Raw genomic sequence first — 22,459 nt, 5'->3', positions numbered from 1 at the left:
CGGATCCCGCGCCCCGCAGCGCGCGTAACCTGGAAGGCATGACGACTTCCGCCACCAACGAGATCACCATGTTCGGCGCCGAGTGGTGCCGCGACTGCCGCCGCACCAAGGCGCAGCTCGATGAGCTCGGCGTCGCGTACACGTACGTCGACCTCGAGGCCGAGCCCGCGGCCGCCGAGGTCGCCAAGGAGATCTCGGGACGCACGAACATCCCGGTCGTGGTCTACCCCGACGCGACCCACCACGTCGAGCCGTCGAACGCCGACGTCGAGGCGAAGCTCAAGGAGCTCGCCCTCATCTGAGGCCCTCGCGCGATCAGGCGTCGTGGAGGTGCTTCTGGCCGTGGCCGAGCACCTTCACGACGACGCCGCGGCGCGAGAGCTCGGCGATCGTGCGCACCTCCTCCGCCGCGTCGCGGCCCAGCGCGTGCACGCTCGCGACGACGACGACATCGCCCGACTTCAGGCGCGAGAAGAGGCGCTGCAGGCGCTCCTCCCATGATTCGAGGATGTCGGGCGCGGGGTGCCGGAAGCCCTCGATCGGCACGCCGAAGCGCGTGAGGTCCTCGCGCTGCTGGATCACCGACGGCATGTCGTCGCGCTGCACGACGAGGCCCACGAGACGCGATCCCGCAGGACGCGCCTGCCACCATCCGCCGTCCCGCTGGAGCTCGACGAAGCACTTCGGGCACTCCGAAGCCTGATGGATCTCGGTCTCGGCGGTGTCTGCGTGGCTCATGGTGCTCCTCCACGTCCATTGTGCCGTGCCCGCGGTGCGGATGCCCACCCCCGGCGCGCCGGTCAGCCGCCAAAGCACGCGACAGCGGGCTCGGAGCTCGTCCCGCTCGCGCGCCGGAGCACCACCTCGACGCACGTCTCGCCCTCCGCGGCCGGCACGGTCACCGTCGGCTCGACGGTCCGCTCGTAGTCCGGCTCGCCGGCGACGCTCGCGATGGTCCAGAGGTAGCTGTCGCCCTCCTCCGGCTCGGGGTTCGTCCAGGTGAACACGACCTCGTCGCCCCGCACGGCGCCCTGGAGGTCGGCGACGGACGGGACGGCGACGATCGGGTCCTGCGGCGCGACCGTCTGCGCCGGCGTGTCCTCCGGCTCGGGCTCGGCGAGCAGCGCGGGCAGCCCGAACCCGATGACGGCGACCGCGGCGAGCGCGATCACGCCGACCGACACCCACCATCCCCACCGACCCCGCCGCGGCGCCTCGGCCGCGATCTCGCGGCGCGGGATGGTCGACTCGGGAGCCGACGCGGGCACGGGAGGGCGGATGACCGTGGCGTCGTCGGGATGGATGCTGCGGGCCCCGCGCACGACGGTCGCCTCGTCCTGCGCGCCCCGGCGGACGGTCTCTGCCGACGCCGGGCGCGGCGACGTCGCCACGTCGGCGGCGTCGGGGGCGATGCTCATGACGGCGCGGACTCGCGTGAGGCCGCCGTCCTCGTCCTCGTCGCGGTCGCCCCTGGCGCCCTCGTCGATGATGTCGATCGGCGTGACCGCGTGCGCGAGCTCGATCTGCACCTTCTGCAGCGCGCGCGCGAACGCCAGCGCGCTCGTGTGGCGGTCGGCCGGATCCTTGGCCATCGCGCGCTCGAGCACGCTCTGGAGCGCCTCCGGCACGTCCGGCCGATCGAGCGGCGGCAGCGGCATCCGCTCGATCCGGTCGATGAGGTCGGCGCTCGCGTTGCTCTGGCCCGCGACCTCGAACGGCGAGCGGCCCGCAAGCAGCGTGTAGACGGTCGCGCCGAGCTGGTACACGTCGGAGCGCGGGCCGCTGCGCGCGACGTCGCCGAACGACTCGGGCGGCGACCAGGGGATCGACATGCCGGTCGTCTCGGTCGGCCCGTGCGCGGTCGCGGCGATGCCGAAGTCGGTGAGCGCGGGCCGCCCGTACTCGGTCACCAGGATATTCGCGGGCTTGATGTCGCGGTGGAGCACGCCCGCGCGGTGCGCGGTCTCGACGGCCGCGGCGATCGGGATGCCCACGCGCAGCGCCTCCGCGACCGAGAACGGCTCGCGTCGGTACCGCACCTGCAGGTTCGCGCCGGGGCAGTACTCCATGACGAGGTAGGGCCGGCCGTCGTCGGAGACGCCGGCCTGCAGGATCGTGACGATCGCGGGATGGCTCGAGAGCATCGCCATGGTGTTCGCCTCGGCGGTGAACTGGCCTGCGGTCGCGCCCATCCGATCGGGCAGGAGGACCTTGATCGCGACCTGGCGACGCGGGAGCTCCTGCTCGTACCGGTACACGTCGGCGAAGCCGCCGGACCCGAGCAGCTCGATGCACTGAAAGCCCGGGATGCGCGGCGGCGGGGCGGGCGGGCGACGCTGGTTCACGGCAGGTCCTCGAACGCGAAGGAGACGCCGTCGCCGAGATCGACGACGTCGCCCGTCACGACGACCGTGTGCTCGCCCGGGTGGAGCTGCACGGGCTCCTCCCCGCCGCGCAGGAGCGTCGTGCCGTTGGTCGAGTGGAGGTCGACGACGACGACGCTGTCGGCGTCGGGGATGACCTCGACATGACTGCGCGAGATGTCGAGCGACGGGCTCTCGACCGAGATGAGGTGCGGCAGCTCGGCGCCGGTCGACCGGGTCGCGCGCGGACGGCGCCCGATCACGATCGGACGATCGAGCGCGACGACCTCGCCGCTCGAGAGGCGGATGCGGGCGCGTGCCGTCCGCGTGGGAGCGGCCGAGCGCGCGCCGCGCGGGATGGTCGTGCCGTCGTGGTCCCCGCGCAGGCGCCGGAGGTCGGCGGCCGAGATCGTCGCGCCGTCGTGGTCGCCGAGCCCGTCTCCCGTCGGGGCGATCGTGTCGGCTGCTGCCTCGCGCTGATCGCCCGCCGTCATGCCCGGCGACCCCCCACCGGCTCGCGCGGCCGTGTGTCGGCGTCGATGTCGCGGGTGCCGGTGTCTCCGTCGTGCCACGCCACGTGCACGGCGTCGACGACGATCACCGAGACGTTGTCGCGGCCGCCGCGCGCGACGGCCGCCTCGACCAGTCGGCTGGCTGCGGTCTGCGGGTCGTCCTCGGCGCTCAGGATGGCCGCGATCTGGTCGCGCCCGACCTCGCGCGGCAGGCCATCCGAGCAGATGAGCAGGCGGTCGCCGCGGCTCGCCGGGAGCATCCAGAAGTCCACCCGCTCGCTGCTGCCGGCCCCCAGGGCGCGCGTGATGACGTTGCGGCGCGGGTCGCGCTCGGCGTCGGCCTCGGCGAGGCGCCCCGAGTCGACGAGCTCCTGCACGAGCGAGTGGTCGACGCTGATCTGCTCGAGGCGGTCGCCCGCGAGCCGGTAGGTGCGCGAGTCGCCGATGTTGAGCGCGAGCCAGTAGCCCGCTCCGCGCACGTCGACGATGACGACTCCCGACAGGGTCGTCCCCGCGCCCGTCTCGCGGGAGGACGAGAACGCGTCGATGCGCCGACGGGCGGCCTCGACGGCCTCGCGCACCTCGTCGACCGTGAGGTGATCGCGCCCGACGAGGTCCGCGAACGCGGCCACCGCCATCCGCGATGCCACCTCGCCCGCGTCGTGCCCGCCCATCCCGTCTGCGACGAGGAACACCGGGGCGGACGCGAGCAGCGCGTCCTCGTTGATCGCCCGGCGGCGGCCGGTGTCCGTCGCGGCGCCGACCGCGACCGTGATCGGCGCGGTCATGCGGGCGCCCCGTAGGTCGCCGTCCGGTCGCCCATCTCGAGCACGTCGCCCTCGACGAGCGGCGTGCGCTCTCCGGGCACGACGTCGATGCGGGCGCCGCCGCGCACGATGACGACGCCGTTCGTCGAGTGGCGGTCGGTGATCCACGCGCCGTCGCCGTCGACGTCGAGCGCGAAGTGCGTCTTCGACAGCGAGAGGCTCTCGTCGCGCACGGCGACGGTCTCGCCCTCCCCCGCGGGGTTCCGGCCGAAGAGCGTGAAGCCGTCGACCGTGTGCACGGCGCCGTCGTCCCACACGAGCGTCGCGGTCGGCCGCGGCGGCTCGCGGCGCACGACGATCGTGTCATCGAGAAGGGGGTCGTACCCGTCGTGCGCGTCGCCTCCCGGCACGATCGTGTCGTCGGAGACCTCGTCCGCCGGGGAGGGCGCCGGGGCCGCGGGTGTGGGCGCCGGCGGGTCCTGCGTGATGCCGGGAACGTACGCGATCACGCCGAGAGAGGCGCTCGGCTCCGAGCGTGGTGGCGGGGGCGGCGTCGCGGGCGCAGGAGGAGCCACTGGAGCGGAACCGCCCCCCACGCGCGGGGGTGCGGGGGGTGCGGGGGGCATCGGCGGACGCGGGGGGATGGCCGGGGCGGCGGCTGGCGCGGCGGCCGGGGCAACGGGGGCGGCGGCCGGCGGAGCCGGCGGACGCGGCGGCACGGCGACGGGCAGCGGCGGCACCGCCGCCGCGGGCGCGACGGGGGCCGCGGGCGCGACGGGGGCCGCAGGCGCGCTCGCCTGGTCCAGCGGAGCGGCGTCGCGCGCGGAGTCGGCGTCGACCATCCGCGATCCGGCGACCCGATCGTGCCATCCGCGGTGCCACGGGGAGCCGTCGAACAGGGGCGAGAAGTACCCGACGACGATGGCGGCGCCAAGGCCCCAGATCACGTTGCGCAGGAAGGCGCGGCCGAACCCGAGGGGCGCAGCGTCGTCGTCGCGGACGAGCCGCACGCGCAGGGCGCGCATGCCCGGCGTCCCGCGACGGGTGCCCTGCCACCAGCTGTAGAGGAGGACCCAGCCGATCGCGAGCAGGCCGACGACCGCGGAGAGCGTCAGGGTGAGCCACAGCGGGCCGTTCATCGCGACCCACACCGTGACGCCCGAGAGCACGGACATCACCGCGCCGACGATGAGCATGTCGACGATGTAGGCGCCGGCGCGCCGGCCGAGCGGAGCAGGGCGCGGCGCGGGCGCAGCGGCCGGCAGCCCGTACCCGGGCGGCAGCGGTGCGCGGTGGGGATTCGACGCGGTCATGTCAGCCATCCTTCCGTCGATCGGCCGCGGCGGCGCGCAGCCTCCGGATCCACGACGATCCGGTCCTGCGCCGCAGCGAGCGCAGGCTCAGTCGGGCGCGCAGGCGACTCCAGAATGTCGCCTTCTCGCCCATCCCGTCCACCAGGGCGTCGACCTCGCTCCAGAACGCCGCGACGAATTCGGGGGCGGGCTCGCCCGGCCCGAAGACGCCGGCGTCCGCGCGCGCGGCGAGGTCGGTCACGCGGGCGTCCTCGAGGGTCGCGACGAGCACGGCGGCCTCCTCCGAGCGCGTTCCGCCGGCCGACGCGCCGTCGAGCGGGTAGGCGCGGTAGTCGACGGCGCGATCGCGCAGCTCATCCCAGCCGCCGCTGATGCGGTCGGCCGCTCGCTCTGCCGCGCGCCGTCGGCGACGGCGGGCGGCCTTCACGGCGCCGATCACGACGAAGGGCGCGAGCAGCAGGAGGAGGACGGAGACGCCGGCCCCGCCCACGAGGAGGATCAGGCCGAGAGCGCCGTCCTCGGGCTCGGCGTCCTCATCCGCCTTCCGATCGTCGGGCACGAGCGGCGGGAGCTCGACCGGCTCCTGCGGCGGCGGAGGCGGCTGCAGCACCTGCGGCTTCGGTGCGCTCTTCGGCCGGGTCGTCTGGTCGTTCGGCTGCTGGTCCTCGGGGGGCGTGGGGTCGAAGGCGACCCATCCGGCCTCCTCGAAGGCGATCTCGACCCACGCGTGCACGTCGTCGCCCGTGACGACGTACGGGTTCTCCGCCGTCTCGTCCTCGCCGGGGTGGAAGCCCAGCACGACGCGCGCCGGGATGCCGAGCTCCCGCGCCATGAGCGCCATCGCGACCGCGTACTGCTCGTCGTCGCCGACCATCTGCTCGGCGCCGAGCAGGCTCGCGATGCGCTGCGACCCGTGCCCCGCGCGGGAGGGCACCTCGCCCTCGAGACCGTGGCTGAAGAAGCCGCCCTCCGAGAGGAACGACGTGAGGGCGCGCGCCTTCTCGATCGGCGTGCGCGCCTCCGCGACCGCGTCGGCGGCGAGCTCGGCGACATCACCGGGAACGTCGACGGGCCGCGGCAGGTCGACGTCCGCGAAATCGTCGTCGGCGAGCGCCTCGTCGGCGGACGTCGGCGGGATGACGACATCGGCGGTGTACCGATCGCCCTCGCGGAGCCCGTCGCGGACGACCGCGGTGCCCGTGTCGGCGTTGTAGTACGCGCTGCGGCGCAGGCTCTCTCCGCGGTCGCCGTCGAACGCGAGGCTGCGCACCGCGCCGGCGGCCGGAACCCAGACCCCCTCGTAGCCGCCGACCTCGACCGTGAGGCGCGCGGCCTCCCCCGCGGCCCCCTGCGCCATGTTCGAGCGGATGGGGGTGAAGTCGCTCGACGAGTCGGCGACGTCGTAGACCACTCCCGAGTAGGCGTCCATCGTCGCGAGTCGCAGGCGGGCCCCGCTCGGCAGGCCCCGGACCGTGAAGAGGGCGTCCTCGTCGAAGTCGCGCACGTAGAGCCGGAACGACTGCAGGGGGCTCGGGTACTCGCGGATGTCGAACGGCGGGATGATCACCTCGCGCAGCACGTAGCGGGTCTCGTTCGCGGGCGCGAGGGCGAGTGAGACCGCGCCCGCACCCGCCGCGATCGCGAGGACGACGGCGCCCGACACGACCCGGCGGACGACGCTCGAGCGACCCCCGTCAGCCTGTGGCGACTCGGCCGTCGCGACCGCGCTCCGCTGCGGCGCGAGCGCCGTCCGCAGCGCGAGCCAGGCGACCGCGACGACCGCGAACACGGCCGCCTGCACGAACGGTGCGGCGGGCTGCGCCGTCCCGAGGGCGATCTGGAGCACGAGCAGCGCCGCGGCGGGAACGAGCGTCCAGGCGGCGGGGACGACGCGCAGAGCGAGGCTCCCCGCGAGCGTCGCGAAGGCGAGCGAGAGGAGGAGCGGCACGATGAGGTGCCCGTCGGCGGCCGCGACCGGCGCGATCGAGGTGAGCAGCGACTTCCACGACGTCACGACGCCCGCCGCCAGCTGGCGGAGCGTGTCGATGGTCGGGATCACCCCGCCGATCGCCGTGTGCGGCAGCGCGAGCGCCCCGCCGAGCACGAAGTACACGCCCACGGCGGCCGCTGCGAGCAGGAGGACGCTCCACCGCCGGACGGCACCCGTCCAGGCGATCCCGAGCCCGAGCACGAGGCCGGCGAGCGCGGGGATCAGGTACTGCGGTCCGTCGAAGGTCGGCGCGAAGCCGATCACGGGGACGAGCAGGAGCAGCGCGACCGCGCCCAGGTCGATCGCGTCACCGCGCCATCCGCCCAGGCGCCCGCTGTCGCGCACGCTCATCCGAGCACCTTCCGCAGAGCGCGCGGCAGGTCGTCGACCGTCGCGAGGGTGAGCACGTCGGTCTCGCCGATGCGCCGGCGCCCGGTATCCGCGTCGGCGGCGGACACGACGATGAGCGTGCGTGCGCCGAGCGGCAGGCGCGACGCGGCGTCGCGGAGGTCGGCGGGGTCGGCCGTGCTGCCGCACAGGAGCACGACGACGCTCGCGAGCGGAGCCGCCGCGGCGACCGCGCCGGCGAGGTCGGCCACCCTCCCCGCCCGCGCACGACTGTGCTCGACACCCGAGAGCGAGTCGAGCAGCTGGCGACCGGTGCCGGCGCGAAGCGGACCGGCCGGCGTCCGCACATCCACGTGGAAGGCGTCGCGGATGGCGCGCAGGCCCAGCGAGCCGCCCGCCGAGATCGCGGTCTCGAACTCCTCGGGCGACGCGTAGTCGGCGGTCGCGGTCGACAGGCCGATGACGAAGTGCGAGCGGCGGGTCTGCTCGTACGTGCGCATCATGAGCGTGCCCGTGCGGGCGGTCGAGCGCCAGTGCACGTGACGGAGGTCGTCGCCGGGCTGGTACTCCGAGAGCGCGTGGAAGGCGATGTCGTCGCGCGCGAGGTCGCGCGTCTCCATGCCCTCGAGATCCCGCACGAAGCCGATGGACTGCCCATCCAGTCTCACCGTGCGCGGGTGGACGTACAGGTCGACGGGCTCGTCGCGGCGGTCGATCCGCTCGTACAGCCCGAGCGGGTCTCCCCGCACGATGCTCACGGGCCCGACCGGCAGCACGGCGCGGCGCTGGGTCGGGATCGCGAACAGCTCCTCGATCGACTCCTCCGGCGCGAGCTGCGGGATGCCGAAGACGCCGCGCCCCGATCCGACCGGCAGGACGATCCGGGAGGGGAGGATGGCGCGGCTGCCGGTGTTCGCGAGCCGGAGCGCGCCGACCGCGCGCTCGCCGACGACGACGCGCGTGCGCGTGAGGTCGAGCTCGACGTCGTACGACGTGCGCCCGAAGAGGAAGCCCGCGCAGAGCACGAGGGTCGCGGTGAGGATGGCGGCGATCGCGCGCACCTCGACCCACCCGAACGCGATGCCGAGGGCCCACAGCGCGACGGCGGCGACGAGGAGGACCCAGCCCAGCGGACGGACGACGGCCGCGACGACGCGGACGCCGCGCCATCCGCGCGCGAGGACGTAGCGGAGGACCGCGGCCCAGCCTGCCCGCTCCTCCGCCTGCTCGGCGTCGACCGCCTCGGGAGCCTCCGTGCTCATCGCACCTGCGGCGCCGGCACCTGCGACACGACGCGTGCGATCACGCGCTCCGCGGTCGCACCCGAGAACTCCGCCTCCGGGTCGAGCACGAGGCGGTGGGTCCAGACCGGGCCGGTGAGCGCCTTGATGTCGTCGGGGAGGACGTAGTGGCGCCCGAGCGACGCCGCACGCACCTTGGCGAGGCGCACCATCGCGATCGCGCCGCGCACCGAGACGCCGAGCATCGTGTCGGAGTCGTCTCTGGTCGCCTCCGCGAGCTCGGCGGCGTAGCGCAGCACGCTGGGCTCGACGTGCGCGGTCGCCGCGAGGTCGGCCATGTCGGCCACGGCGCCCGTCGTGATGATCGGGGTGAGCCCCGCGGAGGGGTTGCGGTCGGCGGAACCCGCGAGGATGCGCTCGGTCACCTCGACCGTCGGATACCCGATCGAGGTCTTGATGAGGAAGCGGTCGAGCTGCGCCTCGGGCAGCTTGTACGTGCCCGCCTGCTCGATGGGGTTCTGCGTCGCGATCACGAGGAAGGGGCGGCCCACGTCGTGCGCGACGCCGTCGACCGTGACACGCGACTCCTCCATGACCTCGAGGAGCGCGGACTGCGTCTTGGGAGAGGCGCGGTTGATCTCGTCCGCGAGCACGATCGACGCGAACACGGGTCCGCGGTGGAACTCGAAGCGGTGGCTCTGCTGGTCGTAGATCGTGACGCCCGTGACGTCGCTCGGCAGGAGGTCGGGAGTGAACTGGATGCGGTTCGAGGTGCCCTGCACGGTCGCCGCGAGCGCCTTCGCGAGGCTCGTCTTGCCGGTTCCGGGTGCGTCCTCGAGCAGCACGTGGCCCTCGGCGAGCATCGCCGAGAGCACGAGCCCGACGACGTCGCGCTTGCCCATGAGGGCGCGGTCGACGTTGTCGACGAGGCGCGCGAAGGTCCCCTCGAACCAGGATGCCTGCTCGGGCGTCATCGTCATGCGTGTTCTCTCTTCTCAGGTGGGCGGTCAGCGCCAGACGACGGACTGCGCGTTGCCCCAGCCCTCGATGTGGACGTAGACCGTGTCGCCGGGCGAACCGAAGTAGCAGTGCGGGTTCTTCCCGACGTAGATGGAGCCGTTGGCGGGGATGTGGATGACGCCCACGTCGCGGAACGCGCCGTCGGCGTCGTTGCAGGTCGCGCGGTAGTCGCCCTCGGGGAAGTTCTCCGTGTTGAGGACGAGGTACTCGCAGTTGTCCGTGTCGCAGTTCTTCTCGTCCTTGGCGCTGCGGTCGGGCCCCTGCGTCGTCCACGCCTTCGCCTCGGGCACGGTGGTCGCCTTCGCCGAGACGATCGCGCTCTGCTGCCGCTCGGTGTCCGTCGCGCGGGCTTCGATCGTGTGCGTCGTCGAGTAGCCGTACCGGGCGCTCGTCGAGCCGGTGAGGGCGACATCCTGCCACGCGCCGCCGTCGATGCGGATCTGCATCGCGACGTCGCGCCCGTTCGGCTGCGGTGCGGCCCACGAGTAGGTGATCTCCCGACCGTCGCCCGTGCGCTGGGCGTCGACCGTGGGGTTCCGGACGGGCCCGAACGGGACGACGGCGTTGGACGGCGCCGAGCCCTGGCTCGCCACGGTGCCGTTGCCGGTGCCCAGGGTGGCCGCGTAGACCGCGCGGATGCTGACGGTGTACGACGCGCCGTTCGAGATGCCCTGGGCGATCGTCGATCCGGCGGGGTCCGCGGCCCCCGACCACTGGCTGCTCCACGCGCCGCCGTTGAGCGAGTACTGCCAGCTGATCTCGCTCTCCTTGATGCCGTTGCGCGCGGCCGGGGTCCAGCTCACGGAGATGCTGTTGTCGTGGGGCGCGGCCTTCACGTTCGTGGGCGCATCGGGCGCGGTGTACGCCCGTCGTGGCTCGGACTCCGTGCTCCAGCCACTCCAGCCGGCCTTGTTCTTCGCCTGCACGCGGAAGCTGTAGTCCGTCTCGGACGTGTCGAGCGTCACGTTCTGCGTCGTCTGGTCGCCGGGGACGTCCACCGTGCGCACGAGCTCGCCGCCCCGGAGCACCTGCAGCTGGTAGGCGTCGATCTCGTCGCCGTTCGTCGCCGGCTTCGTCCAGGAGACGGTCATCTGCGCCTGATCGCCGACCGGCGCCGCCATCTGCGCGGACGGCTGCGCGGGGACGGCCGGAGGGGCCGCCGGGATGTTGGCCGCCGACCAGGCGCTCCAGCTCGACGGGTCGGGCGCCTGGTTGTGCGCGCGCACGCGCACCCGGTAGGCGGTGCCGTTCTCGAGGCCCTCCCAGGTGATCTTGTTGCCCGTGACGCCGGTCTTCTGCGAGATCCCGTTGGGCGGCGCGGGCGAGATCTCGAGTGTGAAGCTCGAGACCGGCGAGCCGGGCGTCTCCGGCGTCTCCCAGGTGACCCCGAGGGCGCGATCGCCGAAGGACGGCAGCTTGGGAGCCTGCGGCTGGTCGGGGCGCGCATCAGGGCGCGCGGGCTGGCTGGGCAGCGAGGGCTCGGATGCGCCGACCTCGTTCACGGCGACGACCGTGAACCGGTACTCGACGTTGTTCGTGAGCCCCTCGAGCGTGCACGTCGTCGCGGCGCAGCGCTTCTCGTAGTCGCCCGCGACGCTCGTGACGACGTACTCGGCGATCGTCGCGCCGTTGTCCGACGGCGGCGTCCAGCTGAGCGCGACCTTGCGGTCCTGCACGCTCGAGACCGTGGGCTTGCCGGGCGCATCCGGCACGCCGCGCACGGTGACGCGCACGCGGCCCTCGACCATCCGCGACTGATCCCCCGTCGCATCGGCGATGCGGTAGCGGACGACGACCGTCCCGTGGAAGTCTGCCGCGGGCGTCACGACGACCTGGTCGCCCTCGGCCGCGACCTCGGCCTCGCCGGTCTCGAGGGTCGCCGAGAGCAGCTCGAGCGGGGTCTCGGGGAACGGGTTCACGTCGTTGTCGAGGACGGGCACGGTGAGCGTCTCGCCCTGGTTCCATGCATCGAAGACGTCGTCGTTCGCGACCGGCAGCGGCTTGCTCGATGCGGTCACGGCCACGCGCACCTCGCCGCGGACGGGGTCGTTGACGCCGTCCGAGACGGTCACGCTGACGGTGCGCTCCGTGCCCGCGCTGTCGGGCTGGGCCTCCACGGTGAGGACGGTGCCGTCGATCGAGACGGCGATGTCGCCGGCGTCCGCGGTGGCGGCGACCGCGAAGGTCAGGTCGTCCTCGTCGATGTCGCTCGCGAGCGGCGCGAGGTCGAGCGTGGCGGGGCCGTCGCCCGCCCCCACCGTCAGCTCGCTGTCGACGAACTCGGGCGGCTCGTTCTCGGGAGGGAGCACGTGGATCGGGATGGACAGCGTCGCCTTCGTGCCGCTGGGGTCGTCCGGCGACGTCCCGTCGGTGACCTCGAACGTGATGGCGTCATCGCCCGACCAGCGGTACGCCGAGGTGTAGACGAGGGTCTGCTGGTCGCGCACGAGCGGCGAGCCGTCGCTGTTGCCCGCCTGCACCTTCGCCGCCTCGGTGATGACCACCGGGTCGCCGGTCGCCGAGCGCACGTGGTCCGCGAGGGCGATCTCGACCGTCTCGCCGCTCTGGACGACGACGGGCTCCGTGCTCGTGCGGACGGGGCGGAGGTCGGCTCTCGCCGGGACGTGCACGTACGCCGTCGCGGTCAGGCCGTCCTCGTCGGTCGCGGTGAAGGGGATGAGCTGCCGCTCCTCCCCGATCGACACCCGGAGGACGCCGGCCTCGGGGTCGACGAGCTCGCCGCCGTCCGCCGTCAGCTCGAGGGTGCTCGGCGTGCCATCGGGATCCGAGAGCCGCTCGCGCAGATCGACGTCGGCGGTGAAGTCGTCCTGGATGTCGGCCGGGAGCACATGGGCGTCCTTCGCGACGGGAGCCTGCAGCGGCACCTCGTCGTCGACGGTCACCTGGATCACGCCCTGCGCGCGTGCGCCCTGCTCGTCCTCGATCGTGTACTGGACCGAGGTCTCCATCTCGCGGCCGGGCGCCGTGATCTCGACGAGGCCGGGCAGGGTCTCCGCCTCGAGCCCGTCGACGTCGGGGACCACGAGCCCGTCGGGGACGACGAGCAGCTGCTTGCCCTCGGGATCGGAGTCGTTGGCGAGGACGGGGACGGCGACGATGCGCCCCGGACGCACGTGGAGCGAGTCGGTCACGGCGTAGGGCGCCTGGTTCGCCGACTCCGCGGGCGCCACTCCGACGCGGATGGTCCCGATCGCCTCGGCGCCGAGCGCGTCGCGCACGCGGTACGTGAAGGTGTCGAGCCCCGCGGCGTCGTCGTAGGCGCGGTAGACGAGATGGTCGACGGCGACCTCGTCGATCGTCCCCCGCTTCGCGGCGGACGCGGGCTCGACGAGCTCGACCGAGTCTCCGTCGGGATCGATGCCGTTCAGCGGGATCGGGATGTTCGCAGTCTCGCCGGCGAGGGCGCGCACGGTCACGTCGGGCGGGTTCGGCGGCGCGTTCGTCTCGGCGTCGACGGGAAGCACCTGGATCGTGATGAGGCCGGCGTCCTTCTGCCCGGTCGAGTCGACGACGTCGTAGGTCGCGTACACCGTCTGAGCGACATCGCTCGCGCGGAAGCGCACGGTGTCCTCCGACACGAACATCTGCCCGACCTCGGCCGACGGCGCCTCCACGAGCTCGGGGGCGACGTGGATCTCGTCGTCGTTCGGGTGGTAGTCGTTGTCGAGGACCGGGATGGTGACGAGATCGTTCGCGCGGACGACCACCTCGTCGTCGTTCGCGACGGGAGGCCGGAGCTTCTCGTCGGCGGGGACGGGGATGATCACGACCTCGCCCTCGACGCTCTCCTTCCCGTTCGACAGCCGGTACGTCACCGTGGTCTGCTCCGCCAGCTGGGCGCGGTCCGCGATGCGGAGCGTCTCGTGCCCGAGGACCGAGACGGAGATGCCCGCGTCGTCGGGCACCGACACGGACTGCACGACGAGGACGCCGCCGGCGGGGTCGGAGTCGTTGTCGAGCACGCCCGCGAGCACCTCGCCGCCCGCCGGGAGGAGGGCGAGATCGCGCACCGCGACGGGCGGCAGATCGCTGCCCTCGTCGGCGACGACGTCGACTCGGACGAGACCGGGCACGCCGTCGGCCCCCGAAGCCGCGAGGTACTGCACGTATCTCGTGCCCACGCGCGTCCCCTCCACCGTGAAGGTCTTGTCGGAGAAGTCGGGGGTGATGATGAGCCCCTCCTCCTCGTCGACGCGCGTCAGCCGCAGCGGGTCGATGCTCGCGGAGATGTCGTTCGCGAGCGGGGAGACGGTCGCCTGCTGTCCCAGTCGCACGACGACGTGGTCGGCGTTCGTCACGGGCGGGGCGGAGCCGGCCGGCCGCACGTCGAGCTTGAGCGTGCCCGATTGCGCGAGCCTCCCGTCCGAGACGACCACCTCGACCTCGAGCGGCCCCTGTGCGCCGGAGATCGCACGGTAGGTGATGCGCCCATCCGAGGTGAAGTCCGCCTCGTCGCCCTCGGCGGGGAAGACGTCGACGAGATAGGTGTCGTCGCCGTCGTCGTCGCGCCAGTCGGGCATGACGTCGTAGGTGACGGTGCCGCCGGTCTCGACCGCGACGGTCGGCGTGCGCGTCTGCTCCGGCCCCGCGTTCTGCGATTCCGGGTGCACGTCGATGCGCACGGTCGCGCGGTCCCGCCCTTCGCGGCCGTCGTCGACCTGGTATGTGAAGCTGCCCGAGCCCGTGCGTCCCTCGGGCACCGCGACCTGCAGCGACGTCCCGTTGTGGATGAGCTGGACGTCCGCGAAGTCGGGGCTCCCGTCGGGCAGGGAGACGGTGAGGACGTCGCCGTCGGGATCGGAGTCGTTGTCGAGCACGGGGATGATCGTCGTGCGCCCCGCGCGGACGCCGAACCGGTCGTCTGCCGCGATCGGGACGGTGTTCTCCTCGCTCCGCTCGGGCAGCGTCGTCTCGAGCGTCTCCTCGGTCGTCTCCTCCTCCTGCTCCTCGTCGCCGTCGTCGGGCGGAGTGAGCTCGTCCCAGTTGTCGACGCGGAGCATCGAGTCGCTCGCGAGCCATGCGGCGCCGCTCACGGAGTCGTTGAGCATGACGACGTCGCGGTTCACGCGGAAGACGAGCTCGCCATCGGAGTCGTAGTCCTGCACCGCGGTGGCGAGGTCGTGCGCGTCGCCCGCGCAGTCCCGCAGGAAGTGGCCGGCGCCCGCCCAGGCCGCGTACGCGCATCCGCCGAGGACGACGGGCTCGACCGGGTCGCCGGGGCCCGCGCCGCTCGGGACCGAGACGATCTCGGAGCCGTCGAGGGGGATCGTGACGAGCTCGGAGGCGGTCGCGGCCGTGACGCTCGACGCTGCGGCGGCGTCGAGGGCGAGCGCCGCGTCCTTCCCTCCCGGGACCTCGATCTCGGTGCCGTCGTCGAGGTGCACGACGCCCGTCGACCGGTCGAGCACGACCGCCCGGTCGCCGACCGACGTGATCGAGAGCTCGGCGCCCTTCTCGAGGTCCAGCTCCCGCGCCTCGGGCTCGCCGGGCTCGCCCTCCGGCGTGACGGGGACCGTCACGATGCCCTTCTTCGGCGAGACGGCGTGCACCGTGCCGTCGAGCCCGACCGTGACAGCGGCTCCCTCGCCGAGCTCGGCCACCGGCTCGGCCTCCGCCGGGTCGAACCCGCCGAGGGCCGCGACCGGCGCGACGAAGAGGTCGCCCGACTCCGGGTCGAGGATCGCGACCGTGTCGCCGCCGAGCTCGACCCGCGCGTTGCCGGGGAGCTCGACGCGATCGCCGAGCGAGACGGTCGAGGGGTTCACGACGGCGACCGCCGCATCCGCCTCGTCGACGACGAGGACGTTGCCGCCGTCCTGCCGGATGTCGTAGCGCTCGCTCGTCGTCCGCAGGCTCCCGTCGAGGAGACGCGACTCGTGGTTGAAGTGGCCGACGAGGAGGCTGGATGAGCGCGTGATCCACACGCTCCCGTCGTGCAGGTCGACCTCGGTCGTCGGGTTGCCGTCGTAGGCGAACGCCATCGTGCCGATCGCGAGCGTCGCGGCCGTGACGACCGCCGTGCCGATGAGGGTCTTGCGGCGTGCGCGCAGACGGGTCCATGCCTTCATCCGCGGTCGGCCTCCCCCTGATGCTCGCCTCGCCGCGGGCCGCAGGGAGCGTGGCGGCGCGCGGTCACGGACTTCCAGGGTACCTGTGCCCCCTGATCCGCCCATGCGAGCGCATGGGCACAGGTGCCCACGCCTCAGGGCGCGATGCCCGCGGCGGCCGGGCGGAACCCCGCGCGCACGTTCTCGCAGCACCCGGGGCGGCAGACGTCGAACCACGGGCCGAGCGGCGTCGCGGCCGGCCGCTCCTCGCGCGGCGTGGCGGCCATCCGCTCCTCCACGAGGTCGACGACGCCCGCGACGAACCGCGGGTCGGCGCCCGGCGTCGGCGTGCGCACCGCTCGGAGGCCGGCGTCGGCCGCCGCCTGCAGCGCCTCCTCGTCGAGATCCCACATGACCTCCATGTGGTCGCTGAGGAACCCGACCGGGACGATCGCGACGGCCTCGACCCCCTCCGCGGGCAGCTCGGCGATCCGGTCGCAGATGTCGGGCTCGAGCCAGGGCTGCGAGGCCGGGCCCGACCGCGACTGGTAGACGAGCTCCCACGGGACATCGGCCGCCTCGGGGACGATCGTGGCGGCCCGCTCCATGACCGCCGCGGCGACCGCGCGAGGCTGCGCCTCGTAGGCGCCACCCGGCCCGAGATCGAGGTCACGAGGGCCGGATCGCCGCGCGTCGTCGACCGGGATGCTGTGAGTCGCGAAGAGGACGCGCACTCGGAGCCGGTCGGCGAGGAAGCCTCGGATCGCGTCGACGAGCCCGTCGACGAAGGCCTCGACGAACCCGGGGTGGTCGAAGAACTGCCGCACCTTGTCGATCTCGACGACGCTCTCCAGCGCGGTCTCGTCGAGGGCGCGCGCGAAGTCCTCGCGATACTGACGACAGCTCGAGTACGAGCTGTAGGCGCTCGTCGCGACCGCGAGGAGGCGCGTGCGCCCGTCGTCGGCGGCCTCCTGCACGGCCTCGGAGAGGTACGGCGCCCAGTTGCGGTTGCCCCAGTAGACCGGCAGGTCGAGGCCCCGCCGGGCGATCTCGGCCTCCAGCGCGGCCTTGAGCGCGCGGTTCTGGGCGTTGATCGGGCTCACGCCGCCGAAGTGGCGGTAGTGGTGCGCGACCTCCTCGAGACGCTCGTCGGGGATCCCGCGGCCCCGCGTGACGTTGCGCAGGAAGGGGATGACGTCGTCCTGCCCCTCGGGGCCGCCGAACCCCGCGAGGAGGATGGCGTCGTAGCGCTGCGGGACGGTCGCGTACGGGGCGCCGTCGCGCGCGGCGGGCGAGGCGAAGGGGACGGATGCCGTGGTCATGGCGTGCTCCTGTCGTTCGAGGGTGGTCGGGCTCAGGCCGTCTGCAGGGCGAAGACGATGAGGAGCATCGTCACCGCGAAGCCGACGGCGTAGTTGATCCAGAGGAAGCGCCGCCAGCCGCGATTCGCGCACGCGGAGTCGGCGTCGGACACGCGCGCGTACGGAGCGGCGGTCGCGAGATAGGGGAGCGCGAGCGGAGCGGCCCAGGCCGCCGTGCCGCCGGCGGCGAGCACGAGCAGGGCCGCGGCGATCCACGCGGCGAGCGCGAAGCGCACCGTGCGGGCCGCGCCGAGGACCGTCGCGATCGACGCGATCCCGCCCTCTCGGTCGGGCACGACGTCCTGCACGGCGCCGAACGCGTGACTGGCCACGCCCCACAGCAGGAATGCCGCGAGCACGAGGAGCGCTCCGCGATCGGGTGCGGCGCCCGCGAGCACGATCCCGTAGAGGGCGGGGCTCGCGAAGTGCACGCTCGAGGTGAGCGAGTCGAGGAACGGCACCTCCTTGAACCGGAAGGGCGGCGCGGAGTAGGCGACGACCGCGAAGAGGCTCACGGCCAGGACGCCCCACGACACCGGCCCGCCGAGAAGCACGAGCGCGATCGCGAACGGCAGGCACGACACCGCGGCGGCGGTGAGCACGACGCGGTGCGCGGCCGGGGCGAGCAGGGCGCCCTCCACGCCCCCCTTGCGGGGATTGGCGAGATCGGACGCGTAGTCGAACACGTCGTTCACGCCGTACATGGCGAGGTTGTAGGGGATGAGGAAGAACACGGTGCCCACGATCAGAGCGAGGTCGACCTCGCGCGCGGTCAGGAGATACGCGGCGGCGAAGGGGAAGGCCGTGTTGATCCAGCTGAGGGGCCGCGATGCGACCAGCAGGTCACGGATCATCTCGGCGCCTCCTCAGGGCGACCCACAGCGCGGGCAGCAGGATGGCCGCCGCCAGCGGGTAGGCGAAGTCCTCGAGGGGCGCGAGGCCGATCCGCACGCCGGAGATCCGCTCGTCGTCGTACGCGAACAGGCCGACCGCGATCATGACGCTGTCGAAGACCGCCGTGAGCACGACGAGCGCGGCGGCGGCGAGCGCGACCGCGCTCAGCCGCGGGCGGCGCCGGGCGGACAGTGCCAGGGCGGAGGCCACGGCGACGGCGAGGAACGCCGCGCACAGGACGACGTAGGTCATGGCCGCCCCCTGTCGCGAGCGGCCAGAAGTCGGTCGGCGCCGCAGAAGAGCACCATCGTGAGCTCGCAGAGGAAGAGGAGGAACACGGGCTCCTCGACGGGCAGCTCGGGCGCGATCACGAGGCCGGTCATGACCGCGGTCTCGGCGCGGAAGAAGATGCCGAGGGCGATGCCGGCGGCATCCCACGCGAGGAGGAAGACGAGCCCGGTGGCGAGGACGAGCGCCGCGTGCGCGGGAGCGCGCCACACGAACAGCCGGAAGCGCCGGTCGACCGCCAGCACGCACGAGAGCGCGAGCAGGAGGCATCCGAGGTAGACGAGGCTCACAGCGGCTCCGGCAGCGGGCCCGCGGAGACATCGCCGCGCAGGCGCTTCACGACGAGCTCCGCGCTGATGAGGCACATCGGCAGCCCGATGCCGGGGATCGTCGTCGCCCCCGCGTAGAGGAGGCCGCCGACGCGGGCGGATGCGTTCGAGCCGCGCAGGAGCGCGCTCTGGCGGAGCGTGTGCGCGGGGCCGAGCGCTCCCCCGCGCCAGGCGCCGAAGTCGCGCTCGAAGTCCGCTGGCCCGATCGTCTGCCGCACGACGATCCGCTCGCGCAGGTCGGGCACCCGCGCCCATGAGGCGATCTGGTCGATCGCCGCATCGACCGTGCGCTCGACGTCGGCGTCGCCCGCGCCATCCGCCCCGCCCGATCCGATCCCGGGGTCGGCCGGCACCGGCACGAGCACGAAGAGGTTCTCGTGGCCGGCCGGCGCCACCGTGTCGTCGGTCGCGCTCGGGCGGCACACGTACAGGGACGCGGGATCGGGGATGCGACGCGCGGGGCCGTAGATCGCGTCGAATCCGGCATCCCAGTCGCGCGTGAAGAAGAGGGAGTGGTGCGCGAGCTGCGGCAGCTCGCCGCGCACGCCGAGGAGGGCCAGCACCGCCCCGGGGCCCGGGTCGCGGCGGTCCCACCAGGCCTCGGTGCGCGAGCGATGCGGCGAGGGCAGCAGGCTCTCGGTCACCCGCAGGTCGGCGCTCGAGACGACCACGTCGGCGACGAGGCGCGTGCGAGAGCCGTCCGCGCGCTCCGCCTCGACCGCGCGCACCGCGCCGGCCGCGACCTCGATGCCGGTGGCGCGCCATCCGGTGTGCAGGCGCGCGCCGCGGTCACGGGCGAGCGCCGCGATCGCGTCGATCACCGTCCCGAATCCCCCGCGCGGATAGAGCACGCCCTGGCCCACGTCGAGATGGCTCATGAGGTGGTACATGCCCGGTGCGCGCGACGGCGAGGTCCCGAGGAACACGGCGGGGTAGCCGAGCACCTGGCGCGCCCTGCGGTCGTCGGCGTGCCGCGCGATGAGGCGGTCGAGCGGCTCGGCCAGAAGGCGAGCGAGACGCGGCAGCCGCCGGAGCGTGCGGGTGTCGAACAGGGGGCGGAGCGACGCGAACGTGCTGTACAGGAACCGCTCCGTGGCGAGGTCGTAGGTCTCCGCGGCCGAGGCGAGGTAGGCGTCGATCCGCGACGCAGCGCCGGGATCGAGCGCCCGCAGCGCCTCCCGCGCGCCGTGCGCCGGCAGGTCGAACGGCACCTCGTCGCCCTCGAACCACACGCGGTAGGCGGGGTCGAGCGGCACGAGGTCGAGCTGCTCCGCCGCCGTGGTGCCGAGGAGACGGAAGAAGTGGTCGAACACCTCGGGCATGAGGTACCACGAGGGGCCCGTGTCGAACGTGAATCCGTCGACGCGGCGCCGGCCCGCGCGACCGCCGAGCTCGTCGCGGGCCTCGATGAGAGTGACATCGTCGCCCTCCGCCGCGAGCAGGGCGGCGGTCGCGAGGCCCGAGATGCCGCCGCCGATGACGACGACTGTGCGCGCGCTCATGCGCGCACCGCCGTCGGGCGGTCGAGCGCGGCCCGCACGAGCACGGCGGCCTTCACGCGGCGCGGCACGGAGACCCGCCGCTCGAGGAGCTCGCGCGCGGGCGTCGCACGGAGGACGTCGTTGAGACGGGAGAAGAGGCCAGCCGCCGCGGCGGTCGCCCGACGGGACCGCCCCGGCAGCCGCGTCAGAGCCGACGACGCGACGGCGAGGTCGGAGTCGACATCGGAGACGATGCGGAGCTTGTCGTCCTCCGACAGGGCGCGCGGGTCGACCCCCGGGAAGTACGAGCGGCCGAGCCGCTCGCGGTCATCCGCCAGATCGCGCAGGAAGTTCACCTTCTGGAAGGCTGCGCCGAGGCGCCGCGCTCCCTCCTCGAGCTCGTCGTCGATGAGGAGCGCGCGGTCCTCCTGGGCGAACGCGCGCAGGCACATCGACCCGACGACCTCCGCGGAGCCGTGGATGTAGGCGCGGTACGTCGCCTCGTCGCCGATCTCGACGCCGTCGGCGTCCATCCGCATCGACGCGAAGAACGGGCGTACGAGCGTCTCGGGGATGCCCGTGCGCCGCGCGGTGTCGGCGAAGGCATGCACGACGAGGTTCGCGCTGAACCCGCACGAGAGCGCCCGCAGCGTCTCGCCCTCGAGCTCGTCCAGGGCGGCTCGCCGCGCAGCATCGCCGAGTCCCGCCTCGCTCGCGGGGCCGTCGACGATCTCGTCGGCGACGCGCACGAGCGCGTAGACGTCGGCGATGTGGGCGCGGACGCGCGGGGGCAGCAGGCGGCTCGCGAGCCCGAACGAGGACGAATAGGCGGGAAGCACGCGGGACGACGCCGCGCGCGCCGTTCGGGTGTAGAGGTCCAAGGCCGTCATGCGTCCCGCTCCGCACAGCGCCCGACGAGCGCATCCAGCTCCGCCCGCAGCCCGTCGGGGATCGGCGCGGCCGCGATCTCGCGGCGCGTCGCCGCGCTCTGCTCCGCGATGAGCCGCTCGATCTCGTCCGCCGCTCCGCTCGCGCGGATCGCGTCGCGCAGCAGAACGGCGTCGTCCTCCTCGAGAGAGCGCCGGCCGAAGAGATGCGCGACCTCGCGCCACGCCGCATGCGGCTCGGCGAAGGCCACGAGCAGGGTGCGCTTGCCCTCGCGCAGGTCGCCGAGAGCGGTCTTGCCCGTGCGCTCCTCCGTGCCGAAGACGCCGAGGACGTCGTCTCGCAGCTGGTAGACGAAGCCGAGCTGCGTGCCGATCCGCTGCAGCGCCGCGTCGACGAGCGGCCCGGCGCCGGCGAGGACCGCGCCGACGCGCAGCGGAGCGGCGAAGGAGTAGCTCGCGGTCTTCTGCTCCATCATGCGCACGATCCCGGCGGTGTCCGCGGGCACGGCGCCGAGACTGAAGCCGACGTCGGCGTGCTCGCCCGCCGCCGTGAGGAAGAGGCTCTCGTCGACGATCTCGTGCACGGCGGCGCGCGCCGGCGACTCGATGCGGGACACGAGCGCGTGCACCGCGCTGAGGAGCAGGTCGCCCGCCAGCACGCCGGACGCGGCGCCCCAGGACGTCGCCGCGTCGGATCCGAGGCCGCTCTCGATGGCCTCGGTCGCGAACGCCCCCGCGAGATTCGGACGGCCGCGGCGGACGAGATCGCCGTCCAGGACGTCGTCATGGAGAAGCAGGGCGGTGTGCAGGAGCTCGAGCGCGGCGGCGGCCGTCCGCGCCGAGGAGTCGTCCTTGCCGCCGAGACGGTCGTGCGCGGCGAGCACGAGCCGGGGGCGCAGGCGCTTCCCGCCGCGCGACGCGTCGGCGAGCCGCTGCCAGAGGCGGGCGTAGGGCGCCCCCAGGCTCGCCGCGCGCTCGACCCGCTCGGCGAGGAAGGCGCCGAGCACGTCCTCCACCCGCTCAGGCGCGCTGCGCAGCGCCGACATCACGGCGTCCTCGCCGCGGCGCCCGCCTGCACGAGCTCCTGCCGCTGCCGGACGAGCCACGGGCTGAATGCCCACGGCGCCGCGGCGAGCGCGACGTCGAGGTCGGCGGGGTCGACCCATCGGGCCTCGACCACCTCGTCCGGGCGCGCAGAGAGCTCGCTGTCGGCGACCGCGAGGTAGACGGGGCAGAGCTCGTTCTCGACCATCCCCGAGGCGTCGACCGCGCGGTATCGGAAGTCGGGCAGGGCAAGCCGGATCGCGCGCAGCGAGAGACCCAGCTCCTCGCGAGCGCGTCGCTCGACCGCATCCGGGATCGGTTCGAAGGGGGCCGGATGACCGCAGAAGGCATTGGTCCAGACCCCCGGCCACGTGCGCTTGGACAGGGCGCGGCGGGTCAGCAGGATGCGCCCCGCGTCATCGCTCACGTGGCAGGAGAACGCGAGATGGAGCGGCGTGCGCGCCCCGTGGACGCTCGCCTTGTCGGCGACGCCCGTGGGACGGCCGTCCTCGTCGAGGAGCACCACCCGCTCGTCGTGACCCGTCATCGTCCG

18 protein-coding genes are annotated in these 22,459 nt (G+C 73.7%); 1 reads left to right on the top strand and 17 read right to left on the bottom strand.

Going from position 1 to position 22,459, the window contains the following annotated elements; all coding sequences use genetic code 11:
• The first annotated feature begins 38 nt into the window (after positions 1-38).
• Positions 39-302 carry a glutaredoxin family protein gene (locus ACWXWW_RS12140; RefSeq protein WP_271174721.1) on the top strand — a complete coding sequence of 88 codons (264 nt, stop codon included), beginning with the start codon at positions 39-41 and terminating at the stop codon, positions 300-302.
• A gap of 13 nt (positions 303-315) precedes the next feature.
• On the opposite strand, the gene ACWXWW_RS12135 is transcribed toward ACWXWW_RS12140, so the two are convergent.
• From ACWXWW_RS12135 to idi, 17 genes are all read right to left on the bottom strand, one after another.
• Positions 316-738: a recombinase family protein gene (locus ACWXWW_RS12135; RefSeq protein ID WP_271174722.1), complete on the bottom strand. Its 423-nt coding sequence runs from the start codon at positions 736-738 to the stop codon at positions 316-318.
• Between the two features lie 62 nt (positions 739-800).
• The gene (locus ACWXWW_RS12130) at positions 801-2,345 is read right to left on the bottom strand and encodes a serine/threonine-protein kinase (RefSeq protein ID WP_455970086.1); all 1,545 of its coding nucleotides are present in this window, start codon (positions 2,343-2,345) and stop codon (positions 801-803) included.
• The gene (locus ACWXWW_RS12125) at positions 2,342-2,857 is read right to left on the bottom strand and encodes an FHA domain-containing protein (protein WP_455970085.1); all 516 of its coding nucleotides are present in this window, start codon (positions 2,855-2,857) and stop codon (positions 2,342-2,344) included. The genes ACWXWW_RS12130 and ACWXWW_RS12125 overlap by 4 nt, the downstream gene beginning before the upstream one ends.
• Positions 2,854-3,663: a PP2C family protein-serine/threonine phosphatase gene (locus tag ACWXWW_RS12120; RefSeq protein WP_271174725.1), complete on the bottom strand. Its 810-nt coding sequence runs from the start codon at positions 3,661-3,663 to the stop codon at positions 2,854-2,856. Before ACWXWW_RS12120 ends, ACWXWW_RS12125 begins: the two co-directional genes overlap by 4 nt.
• Positions 3,660-4,955 carry an RDD family protein gene (locus tag ACWXWW_RS12115; RefSeq protein WP_455970083.1) on the bottom strand — a complete coding sequence of 432 codons (1,296 nt, stop codon included), beginning with the start codon at positions 4,953-4,955 and terminating at the stop codon, positions 3,660-3,662. The genes ACWXWW_RS12120 and ACWXWW_RS12115 overlap by 4 nt, the downstream gene beginning before the upstream one ends.
• Position 4,956: 1 nt before the next feature.
• Complete coding sequence (locus ACWXWW_RS12110; protein WP_455970082.1) at positions 4,957-7,296, bottom strand: transglutaminase family protein; 2,340 nt, start codon at positions 7,294-7,296, stop codon at positions 4,957-4,959.
• Entirely contained in the window at positions 7,293-8,555 is a 1,263-nt protein-coding gene (locus ACWXWW_RS12105; protein ID WP_455970080.1) for a DUF58 domain-containing protein, read from the bottom strand. The genes ACWXWW_RS12110 and ACWXWW_RS12105 overlap by 4 nt, the downstream gene beginning before the upstream one ends.
• The gene (locus tag ACWXWW_RS12100) at positions 8,552-9,514 is read right to left on the bottom strand and encodes an AAA family ATPase (RefSeq protein ID WP_282979370.1); all 963 of its coding nucleotides are present in this window, start codon (positions 9,512-9,514) and stop codon (positions 8,552-8,554) included. Before ACWXWW_RS12100 ends, ACWXWW_RS12105 begins: the two co-directional genes overlap by 4 nt.
• Before the next feature lie 27 nt (positions 9,515-9,541).
• Positions 9,542-15,643: an Ig-like domain-containing protein gene (locus tag ACWXWW_RS12095; RefSeq protein WP_455970079.1), complete on the bottom strand. Its 6,102-nt coding sequence runs from the start codon at positions 15,641-15,643 to the stop codon at positions 9,542-9,544.
• Between the two features lie 134 nt (positions 15,644-15,777).
• Positions 15,778-16,944: a ferrochelatase gene (locus ACWXWW_RS12090; RefSeq protein WP_455970078.1), complete on the bottom strand. Its 1,167-nt coding sequence runs from the start codon at positions 16,942-16,944 to the stop codon at positions 15,778-15,780.
• A gap of 32 nt (positions 16,945-16,976) precedes the next feature.
• Entirely contained in the window at positions 16,977-17,837 is an 861-nt protein-coding gene (locus tag ACWXWW_RS12085) for a prenyltransferase (RefSeq protein WP_455970077.1), read from the bottom strand.
• The gene (locus ACWXWW_RS12080) at positions 17,827-18,129 is read right to left on the bottom strand and encodes a lycopene cyclase domain-containing protein (RefSeq protein ID WP_271173524.1); all 303 of its coding nucleotides are present in this window, start codon (positions 18,127-18,129) and stop codon (positions 17,827-17,829) included. The genes ACWXWW_RS12085 and ACWXWW_RS12080 overlap by 11 nt, the downstream gene beginning before the upstream one ends.
• Positions 18,126-18,455 (bottom strand): lycopene cyclase domain-containing protein, encoded by a 330-nt coding sequence (locus tag ACWXWW_RS12075; protein WP_271173523.1) that lies wholly within the window; start codon positions 18,453-18,455, stop codon positions 18,126-18,128. Before ACWXWW_RS12075 ends, ACWXWW_RS12080 begins: the two co-directional genes overlap by 4 nt.
• Positions 18,452-19,996, bottom strand: a complete 1,545-nt coding sequence (gene crtI / locus ACWXWW_RS12070; protein WP_455970076.1) for a phytoene desaturase family protein — start codon at positions 19,994-19,996, stop codon at positions 18,452-18,454. Before crtI ends, ACWXWW_RS12075 begins: the two co-directional genes overlap by 4 nt.
• Positions 19,993-20,865 (bottom strand): phytoene/squalene synthase family protein, encoded by an 873-nt coding sequence (locus tag ACWXWW_RS12065; RefSeq protein WP_455970075.1) that lies wholly within the window; start codon positions 20,863-20,865, stop codon positions 19,993-19,995. Before ACWXWW_RS12065 ends, crtI begins: the two co-directional genes overlap by 4 nt.
• Positions 20,862-21,908, bottom strand: a complete 1,047-nt coding sequence (locus ACWXWW_RS12060; protein WP_455970074.1) for a polyprenyl synthetase family protein — start codon at positions 21,906-21,908, stop codon at positions 20,862-20,864. The genes ACWXWW_RS12065 and ACWXWW_RS12060 overlap by 4 nt, the downstream gene beginning before the upstream one ends.
• The gene (gene idi / locus ACWXWW_RS12055) at positions 21,908-22,453 is read right to left on the bottom strand and encodes an isopentenyl-diphosphate Delta-isomerase (protein ID WP_455970073.1); all 546 of its coding nucleotides are present in this window, start codon (positions 22,451-22,453) and stop codon (positions 21,908-21,910) included. Before idi ends, ACWXWW_RS12060 begins: the two co-directional genes overlap by 1 nt.
• Between the last annotated feature and the right edge of the window lie 6 nt (positions 22,454-22,459).

This window comes from Microbacterium sp. KNMS, assembly GCF_053851835.1.
This window is presented reverse-complemented; position numbering and strand designations above follow the sequence as displayed.